The organism is Bartonella sp. W8167, assembly GCF_016100335.1.
GTDB classification, from domain to species: Bacteria; Pseudomonadota; Alphaproteobacteria; order Rhizobiales; family Rhizobiaceae; genus Bartonella; species Bartonella apis.
Window position 1 is genome coordinate 969867 of sequence record NZ_JACFSQ010000001.1, and the last position, 13675, is coordinate 983541.

Genomic DNA, 13675 nt, shown 5'->3' on the forward strand with positions numbered 1-13675 from the left:
TTTCATAAATATGGTAAACAGTTTACACCATTTTTAATAAGAAACATCGCTCAACTTGATAAACTGTTAACACACCTAAATCAACCGAACCAGCATAAATAATCGTTGGATATTGCAAATAACATAAAAGCCATCAAAGCGATGAAGCCGATTGTGAATATCGATTCTTGAATTTTTTTTGGAACTGGCCGGCCGATAATTCCTTCAATGACGTAGAACACCAGATGCCCTCCATCAAGAGGAGGCAATGGAAAAAGGTTGATCAAACCGATTCCGATCGACAACAGTGCTGTAAAGTTAAGGAGTGACATAAAACCGGTTTCGCTTACCTGCCATGCAATCGTTGCGGTTTTTGATGGCCCGCTCAATTGGCAGCGATCTTCTCTTCCTTCAATCAATCGTCCTAAATAGCGGACAGTTTGAACGACGATGAAAGCAGACTTGTCTATTGCCTCACCAATTGCCGGAAATAATCCATAACTGATATGTCCTTCATAAGCCGGATCAAGCCTTCCCGAATTATTCGGATCAACAGGAGCGCCTGCACCAATCATACCGACGCGCACCTTATTGCCAAAACCGTCGTCTCTTTCAGTCGGTCTTGGTGTTATTGTAACCGTAAACGGTGCACCGGCTCTCTCCATGGAAAAATTGATCGGATCGTCACCATGAAGAGAAACATAGGAGATAAGATCATCGAAACTCTCGACCTTCTGCCCGTCCATCTCTATAAAGCGGTCACCCGGCTTCAATCCGGCAGTCATTGCCGGTGCGCCATCAACCAAAGAACCGATAACCGGCTCAATTGTTATTCTTCCATAAGAAAAGAAGAAGAATGACAAAACGACAACTGTAAAAACCGCGTTGGTAAATGGCCCTGCAAACACAGTGGCCGCGCGTGCCCATGCATTGGCCGCAGCAAACGAGCCCGGAAGGGCTGCCGCATCCGATTTCGACGTCATACCGGCAGCATCTTCATCCCCGATGAATTTTACATAACCGCCAAGAGGTATCAGTGCAATGCGCCAACGTGTGCCGCGTTTATCCGTTACGGCACAAATTTCCGGACCAAACCCCAATGAAAAAGTGCTTGCTCCGATGCCGCACCAGCGCCCCACAAGATAGTGCCCCATCTCATGGACAAAAATAATAACCATAATGACGCATATCACACCGAATATACGCAATATCGGTGTACCAATGTCAGTTATCAGACTCGTTGTTTCCAAGAAAGACTCCGTCATTCAGATCAGATTAAACATATTGGAAGGGACAGCCATATCTGCAGCAACTGCACCGACAAGATAGAGTAAAATGGCAGCAAATACCAAACCGTCGACACGATCCATAAAACCGCCATGCCCGGGTAAAAAATGGCCTGAATCTTTCACCCCGAACTTACGCTTTACCCACGATTCAGAAATATCACCAATTTGCGATATTATGGACAATGCAAGCGAGAGGACGGGAATAAAAAAATTAGCCGGTGAAGTATCAAGCGCATAAAATGCAACAAGACACCCTCCCGCTGTTCCGGCAAGAGCGCCACCTATTGCACCACTCCAAGTCTTGTTGGGGGAAAATTTCGGCGCCAGTTTCGGGCCACCGAGTGAACGACCATTGAAATAGGCTGCAATGTCCGTGCCCCACACAATAGCAAAGAGAAATATGATCGCTCCAAAACCGAATGGCTCTTCACCTCGTATAAAGGTAAGCGAGGCAACTGGGAACGTTGCATAGATAAAGCCACCTGCGACCCATCCTGCATTTTTAAGCGACATGATTGAGAGGATGATCGCACACAAAAAAATTACACTAAAAACAAGTGGCGCCGAAAAATCAAAAACGAGGAGTACACCAAAGATAACATATGCCAGACTTGCGACAATTTCATCGACAAGACGCCAACAGCTTTTGGTAATCCCCCTCCACTCAAAAAGCACGAAGCCGCCAACGCACCATGCAAAGAAAGCAAATAGAAAACCACCTTCCCATGTTAAAAAAAGTGCCACGGCCGCAAAAATGACAGCAGTCAGAACTCTCATGAGAAGATTAGACATCAATTTTCCACTCCCAAGGTGACGTTGTCAGGCGAAAGTTTCCTAACCTTTCAGGATTGAAGGCATCAAGCAAGGTCAAGACCGACCTCCGTTTTGTTTGTCAGTTTCATGAACACGCCCGAAACGACGTTCACGTAACCAGTAATCGGAGACCGCGATATCAAGCTGCTCTTCGTTAAAGTCAGGCCAATAACAAGCGGCAAAATAAAGTTCGCTATACGCTGATTGCCAAAGCAAAAAATTTGACAGCCTTTGTTCGCCACTGGTGCGAATAATCAAATCAGGATCCGGCATATCATATGTATCAAGACATTTTGAAAATTTTGTCTCATCGATTTCATCGGGTTTGATATCGCCTCTACGCACCGCTTCTATCAACTTTTTTGCCGACCGGACAATTTCGGCGCGTCCACCATAGTTGAAAGCTACAACAAGATTGAGACCATTATTCTGTTTCGTCGTATTCTCGGCTTCGTCAAGCAGTTTAGCGATTTCGGACGGTACACCAGCGCGCTCGCCAATCACCCGGATACGCACATTTCTTTCCCGAAGCTCCGCGAGGTCACGTTTGATAAACAGCTTCAACAACCCCATGAGATGATTGACCTCTTCATCAGGCCGTGACCAGTTTTCAGATGAAAAAGCAAATACCGTCAACCATTCAAGACCATTGCTACTGGCATGGCGAACAATCCGATGAAGGGCTTCCATGCCAATTTTATGGCCTGCAATACGAGGCAATCCACGAACACGTGCCCAACGGCCGTTTCCGTCCATTATAATGGCGATATGACGTGGATATAACATATTCTCGACCTGTATAACGCAATAAACTTTAGACTTGCATGATTTCTGCTTGTTTGGCTGCAAGAATTTTATCGATTTCGCCAATCGTTCCGTCAGTCAATTTCTGGATTTTATCCGAAGCGATCCGGCTTTCGTCCTGACTGATCTCGCTGTCTTTTTCTGCTTTTTTCAGACCTTCCATACCGTCACGACGAACGTGACGCACCGCAACGCGAGCTTGCTCGGCGTATTGGTGGGCAATCTTGACGAGTTCTTTGCGGCGTTCTTCATTGAGTTCCGGAAGAGGAATGCGCAAAGTCGTGCCGTCAGTTATAGGATTTAATCCCAGGGAAGACTCCCGGATAGCCTTATCAACAGCGTTCACCATGGACTTATCCCAAACCGAAACGGACAACATACGTGGTTCCGGCACCGCAATATTGGCAACCTGATTGAGAGGAACTGTCGAACCATAGGCCTCAACCGTAATCGGCTCAAGCAGGCTTGCCGATGCACGACCGGTTCTCAGCCCCATCAACTCATGTTTGAATGATGAAATGGCGCCTTCCATACGGCGCTTGAGATCGTCGATATTTGTAGCGTCACTCATGCTAATTCTCCTTCAACTTAACTGATATTATTCGGAAACAACTGTATATCTTCCTGTGCCATTCAGCACATTTGCCAGTCCACCCTTTTCACTGATGGAATAGACAATAATTGGAATATGGTTTTCGCGTGCCAAAGTAATGGCTGTCGTGTCCATTACAGCCAAACCTTTTCTTATGACTTCCTCATGTGTGAGACGGTCGTAGCGCGTCGCATTCGGATCTTTTTTCGGATCGGCCGAATAAATTCCATCCACCTGAGTTGCTTTCAATAAAACGTCTGCACCGATTTCGGCGGCCCTCAAAGCCGCTGCCGAATCGGTTGTAAAGAATGGGTTTCCGGTTCCGCCGGCAAAGATAACAACTTTACCCTGACTTATATATCCGACTGCTTTGCGTTGTGAAAAACTCTCGCAAATCTGCGGCATTGCTATGGCCGAGAGGACCACCACTTCGACGCCCAATTTGGTCAACGATGTGCGCAAAGCAAGTGAATTGATTGCCGTTGCCAACATTCCCATATGGTCGCCGGTAACACGGTCACCGCCCCTCGACGCGACAGCAACGCCGCGAAAAATATTTCCGCCACCTATGACAACGCCAACTTCGACCCCCATATCATGGGCATCTGCTATATCTTTGGCAATACGGTCAACAACAGATACGTCAATACCGAAACTCTGCCCTCCCATAAGAGCTTCACCAGAAGCTTTTAACAAAATCCGTTTATAGAGGGGCTTATTGGTCATGAGTAGTCTCCGAATGATAGATCATTGTGCCTTCGATACACGAAGGGCACCGCATTGTCACGCGATGCCCTCTCTACAACGTTTTTTCCGCTTCTCACAACGCTAAAAGCACTGCTTTGAAGCAAATAAACCGAATTTTGTCCAAAATTAGCCCTTAACAGCGGCTGCAACTTCAGCTGCAAAATCGCTTTCAGCCTTTTCAATACCCTCACCCAGTGCAAAACGCACAAAGCCCTTGATTTTGGCCGGAGCGCCAATTTCTTTTTCGGCTTCTTTCAAAGCCTGACTTACTGTTACGTCGGGATTGATAACAAAAGCCTGCGACAACAAAACGACTTCCTCGTAAAACTTGCGCATACGTCCTTCAACCATCTTTTCGACGATGTTAGCCGGTTTACCAGACTGATGAGCTTGTTCTGAATAGATAGCTTTTTCGCGCTCGACTGCAGCCGGATCCACTTCTTCTGCTGTCAAGGCCATAGGATTCGTAGCTGCAACATGCATAGCAACTTGACGGCCAAAACGTTCGGCTGCTTCTTTGTCGCCATTTGTCTCCATCGCTACGAGTACGCCGATCTTGCCCAGACCGTCACCGATGCCGTTATGGATATATGTTGCAATAACACCATTATCGACAGAAAGCTCAGCTGAACGGCGGAATGTCATATTCTCGCCGATTTTCCCGATTGCATCTTTTAGAGTTTCTGCAACTGTTTTATCCGACCCCGGGTAAACGGAAACCGAAATTTTTTCCAGCGTTCCATCGGTTTTGAGAGCGGCTTTCGCAATATTGCGAACGATATCCTGAAATGCATCATTGCGCGCAACGAAATCTGTTTCCGAATTGACTTCAACGAGAACGGCCTTTTTGCCATCAGAGGCGACACCGACAAGACCTTCAGCGGCAGTACGTCCTGCTTTTTTGTCAGCCTTGGCAATACCTTTTTTGCGCAACCAATCAACAGCTGCTTCCATATCGCCATTTGTTTCAGCCAGAGCTGTCTTGCAATCCATCATACCGGCGCCCGACAATTCGCGAAGTTCTTTCACCTGTGCTGCGGTAATGCTCATATTTGCCTCTTAATCTTAATAACAGCGAAAGCGTGCAAGGATTATTCCTCAACACGCCCGCGACCTAATATCTTTGATTTAAGATGCCCTTATTAATAAGGGCACCGTTTTATTCTTTATTCTGCGGCAGGAGTTGCTTCTTTAGTTTCGGTTTCCAAAGCAGGCTCGGCCGGTGCTTCCGCCTGAGCGCCAAGATCAACGCCCATAGCACCTTGCTGACGGGCAATACCATCCAGTGCAGCCTTGGAAATAAGATCGCAATAGAGTGCGATAGCACGTGATGCGTCGTCGTTACCGGGAATCGGATAATCGATATTATCCGGATCACAATTGGTATCGATAATTGCTACCACCGGAATTCCGAGGCGCTTGGCTTCGTCAATTGCGATTTTCTCTTTATTTGTGTCGATGATAAAAAGAAGGTCCGGAACCGACCCCATATCTTTGATACCACCAAGTGCACGATTAAGTTTATCGCGATCATGCTCAATATTGAGGCGTTCTTTTTTGGTGAACCCTTGTGCTTCATTGGCAAGAATTCCGTCAAGCTTGCGCAAACGCTGAATAGAATTCGAAATCGTTTTCCAGTTGGTCAACATGCCGCCGAGCCAGCGTGCATTGACATAGTATTGAGCCGAACGGGTTGCTGCTTCGGCAATAATGTCGGATGCCTGACGCTTGGTGCCTACGAAAAGCACGCGACCACCACGAGCAACAGTGTCCGAAACCACCTTCAAAGCGTTGTGAAGCAATGGAACCGTCTGTGCAAGATCGATAATGTGAATGTTATTGCGCTGCCCATAAATATAGGGAGCCATTTTCGGATTCCAGCGATGTGTCTGGTGACCGAAGTGAACACCTGCTTCCAAAAGCTGGCGCATAGTAAAATCTGGCAATGCCATTTCTTTATCCTTTCCGGTTGAACCTCCACGGAATGAGGCAGTAAAACCTGCCACCGGCGGAAAATTACGGATTTCTCCCGCAATTACCCTATTTCCGTGTGTGGAATACTTGGCTAGTTAGGTGATATCGAAACAAGTTTCAAGTCTTTTCAGAAAAATCCGGTAATTATCTGTCAAAAGAGACAAAAATTCAAACAACGTCGCTTGATTTAAACAGCTTCAGTTAGGCAATTGACATTCGTTCAATCTTTGCAACCGTCTTTTTGCGTCGGTATGTCGAACAATTTGAATGTTTGTAATTTACCTCTCACTGAAAAATTTCCGTAATCCATTACAAGGTCACGCGTCACGCCGTTTTCGTAAAGAAAAAAGCTCGTCCGATAGACTGGCAGCCCATCCTGGTTTTCATCATCGTTGAAATAAGAAATAGTTACAGGCCAATAAGGTTCTTTGCCGAGTTTTCCCATCATTTTCGTTTCATTATCGGGCTTTCCCTCAACCTTATCCCCCACAACAACGGTGGCTTCTGTCAATCGGTCGGCATCATCGGAACCGTCAAATAGCACTGTACGGTAGAAATGGCGCCCGGCTTTTGCCTGACGGATCACCTCTTCGGTCTGGATTGTCGGAAATGCCGCCGATTTCAATTTGACTTTTGTCTCTTTCGGCTTCTTTAAACTGACGGTCATATTGCCGTTAGCAATTTTTGCAACGCCATCCGTTTCGCTTGTTACGTCCTGATCAATAATCGTTTTGCTTACAAAACGGAACTCTTTGCCATTTGCCGCTTCAAAACTGGTCATCTGCTGGTCGGTCAAGCGGGCGGGTGAATCGGCCATATTGATGCGCGTCACGAACCTGAAACGGGTGGTATAGCCCTCGCAAGAAGAGCCATTGAATTCATAGGCCATACGACCGACCAGGCCGGTAATGCCCGATTTATCCGACGCATTTTCGAGCTGCAAATCATAGATGGCAAGATGCGGCACCATAAGAATTTTATCTTCGGCCTGCGCAATGCCAAGCCCCATAAAAGATAAAATAATAGCTAAAAGAAATTTCGGCATCCGCATATTCCTGTTTTTTACTTAAGCTCGGGGTTATCATATATGCTAGTTTGAAAGCGAGTAAATTTCTTTTTTCAAGATCGCATTTCCATGTTCGAAGAAATGCGTTATTGAGCAAAATATAAATAACGGGAAAAGAGGTAAAAATGTCTGATACGATTGAAAGCCGTTTACAAAAACTTGGCATCACAATTCCCGCTGCTGTACAACCTGTAGCCAACTATGTGACAGCCAGAAAATCCGGTAACCAACTTTATATTTCCGGACAACTTCCGCTGAGCAACGGCAAACCCGTTGCAATTGGTAAAGTCGGCAGAACTGTGAATGCGGGACAAGCAAAAAAATCTGCAGAAGCTTGTGCAATCAACATTCTCGCGCAAGCGAAAGCCGCGCTTGGTGATTTGAGCAAAGTCAAACAAGTCGTAAAGGTTACCGCTTTTGTAGCGACCGATCCGAATTTTACCGACATTCCACAAGTTGCCAACGGCGCCTCGGATCTTTTTGTCAATGTCTTGGGGGAAAAAGGAAAACATGCCCGTTCGGCTGTCGGAGTTGCTTCACTTCCCATGGACGTTCCAGTGGAAGTCGAAGCAATTCTGGAAATCTGAGCGATGCGGCTTGACTGGTTAACAAAAAGGCCCTTTGCAAATTGTGGACTTCATGGAACTGACAAGTCGGTTCTGGAAAATACGCTGCCCGCTTTCGAGCTGGCAACGCTTCAGGATTATAGCATTTGTTGTGATGTCCAATTGTCTCATGACGGAGTCCCCATGGTCTTCAATGAAACTTCGCTTGAACAATTGTTTGGTCAAAAAAAGCGCATCATTGATTTGCGGTCATCCGAAATTGCAAAAATTTGTGCGGATAAGCACTTGCAACACATTCTCACACTTGAAGAACTTCTGCAAAATATATCGGGAAAAGTGCCTGTTCTCATAAATCTTGAAGGCAATGACGGAGAAGATGCCGGTCTTATCTCGCGGGTGACGGAGCTTTTGATCTCATATCCGAATAATTCGGCGATGATGTCTCAAGATGTCCATATATTGCGCCGCATGCGTTTTGCCGATCACGCAATTCCTCACGGGATAAAAGCCGAAGGAAACCGGCGATCCGAAATTGAGGAACACTTTGCAATGTTTGCTCATGATATGGAGTTCGTTGCCTACAATTTTCGTCAGTTGGCAAACCCGTTTGTTAGATTTGCACGTGAAAAGCTTGCAATGCCTGTGCTTGCATGGACCATTCATAATCCGGCAGAATGGGAGCGGGCTAAAGTCAACGCCGACCAGATGATATTTGAAAGTTTCAAACCTTGAAACAATGAATTCGTGTTTAAAATGAAATAGTTGTAAATTTTTATTAACTTATCAAGCGAGGAGAAAAATGCAGCAAGTTTACGATGAAAATAATATTTTTGCGAAATTGATCCGAGGAGAGATTCCGTCCATTCGCGTTTATGAAGATGATGATGTCATTGCCTTTATGGATGTTATGCCTCAGGGAAAAGGGCACACTTTGATTGTCCCGCGTAAAGGCTCGAGAAACCTGTTGGATGCAGATCCTGAAACACTTACGAAAATTATCAAAGTGGTTCAGAAAATTGCCAAAGCTGTGAAAAAAGCTTTCAACGCAGATGGCGTGACAGTTATGCAGTTCAATGAACCGGCAAGCGGACAGACCGTTTTTCATCTTCATTTTCACGTTATTCCGCGCTTTAACGATGTACCGCTAAAACCGCATAGCGGCGAACCGGTTGACACAAAAACACTGGAAGAATCAGCAGCGAAAATTCGTGCCGCTCTTTAAATACATTTCAAAGAGCGCGGAGTTTTCTATCTGACAAACAGATCCACTCGTCAATAAAAACAGGAAAAGCCTGTCTTAAGGACTTTAAGACAGGCTTTTTAATAGGCAATTTGAACCGGAGAACTCTAATCCCGATATGAATAACGAGTTATAATCAACAGCTCAATCTGCCGGTGTCGGTTTTTTCACACGTGCCCTGGCTGTTTTAGCAGCTCTTACCGGTTTTCTATTTGCATCCGGTTCGTTACTGATAATTTCGAGAGCAAGCTTGTTCTTTTCGGATTTATCAGTCATGACTTTTACCGTTCCACCATGGCGGAGCTTTCCGAACAATATTTCCTCAGCCAGCGGTTTCTTGATATATTCCTGAATAACCCGCGATAAAGGACGTGCTCCCATACGTGAATCATAGCCTTTGTCAGCAAGCCATTTGGTTGCACCTTCACTCAACTCGAAAGTTATTTCGCGATCTGCAAGTTGCGCTTCAAGCTGCAAAATGAACTTTTGTACAACTTGATGGATAATCGGTTCGGACAAAGGTGCAAACGGAATGATAGCGTCAAGACGATTGCGGAATTCCGGAGGAAACAGCTGATTGATCGCCTCTACATCATCACCTTCACGTTGGGTTTTCCCAAAACCGATTGCCGATTTTGCCATATCCACTGCACCAGCATTCGTTGTCATGATAAGAATGATGTTGCGAAAATCAATCTGTTTTCCGTTGTGGTCAGTGAGTTTACCGTGATCCATCACTTGCAACAGGATATTATAAAGATCCGGATGCGCTTTTTCGATCTCGTCAAGCAAAAGCACCGCATGCGGATTTTGGTCGACAGCATCGGTCAATAAACCACCCTGATCGAATCCGACATATCCGGGCGGTGCACCGATCAACCGCGAAACGGTATGCCGCTCCATATATTCCGACATATCGAATCGTAACAATTCAATCCCCAATGAAGCCGCCAGCTGTTTGGCAACCTCGGTTTTACCGACACCCGTCGGACCGGAAAACAGATAGCTTCCGATTGGCTTGTCCGGCTCTCTGAGTCCTGCACGAGCAAGTTTGATAGATGACGTCAGTGCGGCGATCGCTTTATCTTGACCGTAAACAACGCTTTTCAGTTCTTTTTCGAGATTTGCCAGAGTTTTGCGATCATCCCTTGAAATCGTTTTTTGAGGAATACGCGCCATTGTTGCAACTGTTTCCTCGATTTCTTTAACGCCAATGGTTTTTTTCCGTTTGTTTTTAGGCAAAAGCATTTGCGCTGCGCCAGTCTCATCGACGACATCAATTGCCTTGTCAGGAAGCCTCCTGTCGGACATATAACGCGACGACAGTTCGACTGACGCTTTCATCGCATCATCGGTATATTTTATCTGATGAAAATTCTCGAAATAAGGCTTCAAACCCTTCAATATTTCGATTGCATCGTCAATAGAAGGTTCATTCACGTCGATTTTCTGGAAACGCCGTGCCAAGGCACGGTCTTTTTCAAATATCTGGCGATATTCCTTATAAGTTGTAGACCCTATGCAACGGATTAACCCTGAAGAGAGTGCCGGCTTCAATAAATTGGCCGCATCCATACTGCCGCCCGACGTTGCCCCTGCTCCGATGAGCGTATGGATTTCGTCAATAAAGAGAATGGCGCCGTCATAATTTTCAAGTTCTTTGACAACCTGTTTCAAACGTTCTTCAAAATCACCCCGATAACGGGTTCCTGCGACAAGCATTCCCATATCGAGTGAAAAAATCTTTGCATTGCTTAAAACTTCCGGTACTTCACCATCAACTATGCGCTTGGCTAACCCCTCGGCAATCGCAGTCTTGCCGACACCGGGATCTCCCACGAGAAGCGGATTGTTCTTTGAACGGCGACATAATATCTGGATGGTCCGCGCAATTTCTTTATTGCGACCGATCAACGTATCAATTTTGCCTTGACGCGCACGATCGTTGAGATTGACACAATAAGCCGAGAGCGCGCTGTTTTCTTTCGATGCCGATTGTGCATTGGATACTTCTTCATCAGCATCATCAAGCGGAAAACCGGCGGCTCCATTCTCCGACGCGATTCCATGGGAAATAAAGTTCACGGCATCGTAACGCGTCATTCCGAGTTCCTGCAGAAAATAGGCAGCGAAACTTTCCCGTTCAGCAAAAATTGCCACAAGCACATTGGCCCCTGTCACAATATCGCGCCCTGCTGATTGAACATGAATAACAGCGCGCTGGATGACGCGTTGGAACGAGTTCGTCGGTTTCGTATCCTCGTCATCGCCGATTTGCGAATCAAGTTCAGACTGTACATACTGCGTTAAACGCGAGCGCAATTGTTCAATGTCGACGTTGCAAGCCTCGATCACTGCTTTTGCATCAACGTCGTCGAGTAAAGCCAATAACAGATGTTCGAGCGTCGCATATTCCTGATGCGCGTCGCTCGCTATCATAAGCGCTCTATGGAGAGTCTTCTCAAGACTGGTTGTAAAAGAGGGCATGGGCGTTCACTTTCTTTCCATAACGCATTGTAGAGGATGCTGGTTTTCACGGGCGCAATCCATGACCTGCGCGACTTTTGTCTCGGCCACCTCATAAGAATAGACACCGCATTCACCGACCCCTGTGTGGTGGACATTGAGCATGATCCGTGTTGCATCTTCGCGATTTTTGCGAAAAAATTTTTGCAATACAAATACAACAAAATCCATAGGCGTGTAATCATCGTTCAACAGAAGAACACGATAAAAATCCGGCCTTTTTACTTTCGGAAGTGTTTTTGTCGCAACTCCGGATTCAAAGCTCTCCTGATCCACGCCTTCCTTCCCGTTATGACCGCCATTCAATTTTTCCAAATTACCTTTTGCCACCGTAACGTTTCTTTCCAAGAGATGCACTTTATGTAATAGGTTTTTTATAAATTATAAGTCCTCGACCAACGAGTTCGATAACTCTTTACACCATTTTCCACCAATAACCGCAGCCCCTGATCGACAAATTTTCGTTAAAAAATATTCCCTTATAAATAAATTGGTAACGCTGTCAGACTAGTGTTCGGCAAAACGAGGCGACAGGGGATAACTCTGGCGCAAATTCTGTTTGGCGAATTCAAGGGTTATTAAAAGTGCAAAGAGCCTACCAAAAAGTAGCTAACTTTATAAAAAAAGCCGCCATTGCAACATTCGTATTCTCTTTTTCGGTTACTGTAGCACACGCTGCTCCGCAAAGTGCCTACGCCGATAAATATGCAGCCATCGTAATTGATGCCAATACCGGACGAACACTGTTTGAAGTGAACGGTAACGCCCGGCGCTATCCGGCATCACTTACTAAAATGATGACACTATATTTGCTTTTCGAAGCGATGCAATCCGGTCGCGTTACGCCAAACACGCCGATTCCGGTTTCTGCTTACGCGGCCTCGCGTCCTCCCACAAAAATCGGTTTCAGGCCCGGTCAAACAATTCCCGCCGAACTTGCGGCGAAAGCACTGATAACAAAATCGGCAAACGATGTCGCAACAGCAATTGGTGAATATCTTGGCGGTTCCGAGCCCCGTTTTGCCCAGATTATGACAGCAAAAGCACGCCGACTTGGTATGATGAATACCAATTTTGCCAACGCCTCCGGGCTGCCGGACGAAAACAACTATTCGACCGCCCGCGATCTGGCCATTTTGTCACTTGCTTTACGCGAACATTTTCCGAAACAGTATGACTGGTTCAAGACGACAAGTTTTCAGTTTCGCGGACAGACCATCAACGGACACAATCGCCTTGTTCGCGATATGAAGGGCGTCGATGGTATTAAAACCGGTTACACACGCATGTCGGGATCAAATCTGGCAACATCCATGCGTCTTGACGGGCGTTCGATCGTCGCAGTTGTCATGGGTGGGCGTTCGTCAGCTTTGCGCGACGTGCATATGGCAGAACTTTTGCGCCGCTATTTACCGGAAGCCAGTCGCGGAAAAACGCGTGCTCCTCTCATAGCTGCAACGCAATATGATCTGCCGGAAGCACATAAAGCTCCGATTCCTGCTGCTAAAGCCGACGCGCCCGTTATTGTTGCCAATGCAAAGGCTGTAGCAACTCCTACAAAATCCGACACAACTGCCGTCAAGACAGATGAAATCGCAACGCTTAAAAATTCGTCGGATGTCAAAAGTACTGCAAAAAGTTCCGATGTTTTGACTGCGCTCGCCAATACCTCTGCAAAGACAGCTCCGGCTGTCGAACAAGTCAATCAGGCGGTCGTTTCGAAACCTCGAGAAAAATCAACGGAGCCGAACGCTATTGATCCGGTCATTACCGCATCGGCTCCTGCGAACGCAGGTTCCGGGCAAAATGGCTGGGCAATCCAGATCGGTTCGTTACCTAACCAGCAACAGGCAACCGATATGCTTTCCAGCGCAGCAGATGCCGCACGCACCGCCCTTTCGAATGCCAAACCCTATACCCAAATCTTCGACAAAGACGGGCAACGTTACTATCGCGCCCGTTTTGTCGGTTTTAATACAAAAAAATCCGCTTGGGACGCATGCGCCGTTCTAAAGAAAGCAAATTTTAACTGCTATGCGATAACACAATAACAATGTCTGAGTTTTGCGTAAAAGGTAA

Annotated in this window: 14 protein-coding genes; 4 read left to right on the plus strand and 10 right to left on the minus strand. The window is 46.3% G+C overall.

The genetic code is table 11. The annotated features are described in order from the left end of the window. Positions 1 to 80: 80 nt before the first annotated feature. The 8 genes from rseP to H3V12_RS03970 all read right to left on the minus strand — a co-directional run bounded on the left by rseP (position 81) and on the right by H3V12_RS03970 (position 7243). Positions 81 to 1244: an RIP metalloprotease RseP gene (gene rseP, locus H3V12_RS03935; protein WP_198212930.1), complete on the minus strand. Its 1164-nt coding sequence runs from the start codon at positions 1242 to 1244 to the stop codon at positions 81 to 83. Further along, the gene (locus tag H3V12_RS03940; RefSeq protein WP_198212932.1) at positions 1245 to 2060 is read right to left on the minus strand and encodes a phosphatidate cytidylyltransferase; all 816 of its coding nucleotides are present in this window, start codon (positions 2058 to 2060) and stop codon (positions 1245 to 1247) included. 75 nt (positions 2061 to 2135) lie between these two features. Next, the gene (locus tag H3V12_RS03945) at positions 2136 to 2882 is read right to left on the minus strand and encodes an isoprenyl transferase (protein WP_343211713.1); all 747 of its coding nucleotides are present in this window, start codon (positions 2880 to 2882) and stop codon (positions 2136 to 2138) included. 13 nt (positions 2883 to 2895) lie between these two features. Continuing rightward, a complete protein-coding gene (gene frr, locus H3V12_RS03950; RefSeq protein WP_075870832.1) occupies positions 2896 to 3456 on the minus strand; it encodes a ribosome recycling factor in 561 nt (186 codons plus the stop codon). Between the two features lie 27 nt (positions 3457 to 3483). Further along, positions 3484 to 4203 (minus strand): UMP kinase, encoded by a 720-nt coding sequence (pyrH, locus tag H3V12_RS03955; RefSeq protein ID WP_075870833.1) that lies wholly within the window; start codon positions 4201 to 4203, stop codon positions 3484 to 3486. A gap of 147 nt (positions 4204 to 4350) precedes the next feature. Then, complete coding sequence (gene tsf / locus H3V12_RS03960) at positions 4351 to 5274, minus strand: translation elongation factor Ts (protein WP_198212935.1); 924 nt, start codon at positions 5272 to 5274, stop codon at positions 4351 to 4353. Positions 5275 to 5390: 116 nt separating this feature from the next. Beyond that, positions 5391 to 6176, minus strand: a complete 786-nt coding sequence (rpsB, locus tag H3V12_RS03965; RefSeq protein ID WP_075870897.1) for a 30S ribosomal protein S2 — start codon at positions 6174 to 6176, stop codon at positions 5391 to 5393. Between the two features lie 242 nt (positions 6177 to 6418). After that, positions 6419 to 7243 (minus strand): cell envelope integrity EipB family protein, encoded by an 825-nt coding sequence (locus tag H3V12_RS03970; RefSeq protein WP_198212937.1) that lies wholly within the window; start codon positions 7241 to 7243, stop codon positions 6419 to 6421. A gap of 146 nt (positions 7244 to 7389) precedes the next feature. Between H3V12_RS03970 and H3V12_RS03975 the strand changes: the two genes are divergently transcribed. The 3 genes from H3V12_RS03975 to H3V12_RS03985 all read left to right on the plus strand — a co-directional run bounded on the left by H3V12_RS03975 (position 7390) and on the right by H3V12_RS03985 (position 9052). Next, the gene (locus H3V12_RS03975) at positions 7390 to 7851 is read left to right on the plus strand and encodes a RidA family protein (protein WP_198212939.1); all 462 of its coding nucleotides are present in this window, start codon (positions 7390 to 7392) and stop codon (positions 7849 to 7851) included. Between the two features lie 3 nt (positions 7852 to 7854). After that, on the plus strand, positions 7855 to 8562 hold the full coding sequence (locus H3V12_RS03980; RefSeq protein ID WP_198212941.1) for a glycerophosphodiester phosphodiesterase family protein: 708 nt from the start codon (positions 7855 to 7857) through the stop codon (positions 8560 to 8562). A gap of 67 nt (positions 8563 to 8629) precedes the next feature. Further along, positions 8630 to 9052, plus strand: a complete 423-nt coding sequence (locus tag H3V12_RS03985; protein WP_075870837.1) for an HIT family protein — start codon at positions 8630 to 8632, stop codon at positions 9050 to 9052. Positions 9053 to 9214: 162 nt separating this feature from the next. Here H3V12_RS03985 and clpA read toward each other — a convergent pair whose 3' ends face one another. After that, complete coding sequence (clpA, locus tag H3V12_RS03990) at positions 9215 to 11557, minus strand: ATP-dependent Clp protease ATP-binding subunit ClpA (RefSeq protein WP_198212943.1); 2343 nt, start codon at positions 11555 to 11557, stop codon at positions 9215 to 9217. Between the two features lie 6 nt (positions 11558 to 11563). After that, entirely contained in the window at positions 11564 to 11944 is a 381-nt protein-coding gene (gene clpS, locus H3V12_RS03995) for an ATP-dependent Clp protease adapter ClpS (protein ID WP_198212944.1), read from the minus strand. 236 nt (positions 11945 to 12180) lie between these two features. On the opposite strand from clpS, the gene H3V12_RS04000 reads away from it, so the two are divergent. After that, on the plus strand, positions 12181 to 13647 hold the full coding sequence (locus tag H3V12_RS04000; RefSeq protein WP_198212946.1) for a D-alanyl-D-alanine carboxypeptidase: 1467 nt from the start codon (positions 12181 to 12183) through the stop codon (positions 13645 to 13647). Positions 13648 to 13675: the final 28 nt, after the last annotated feature.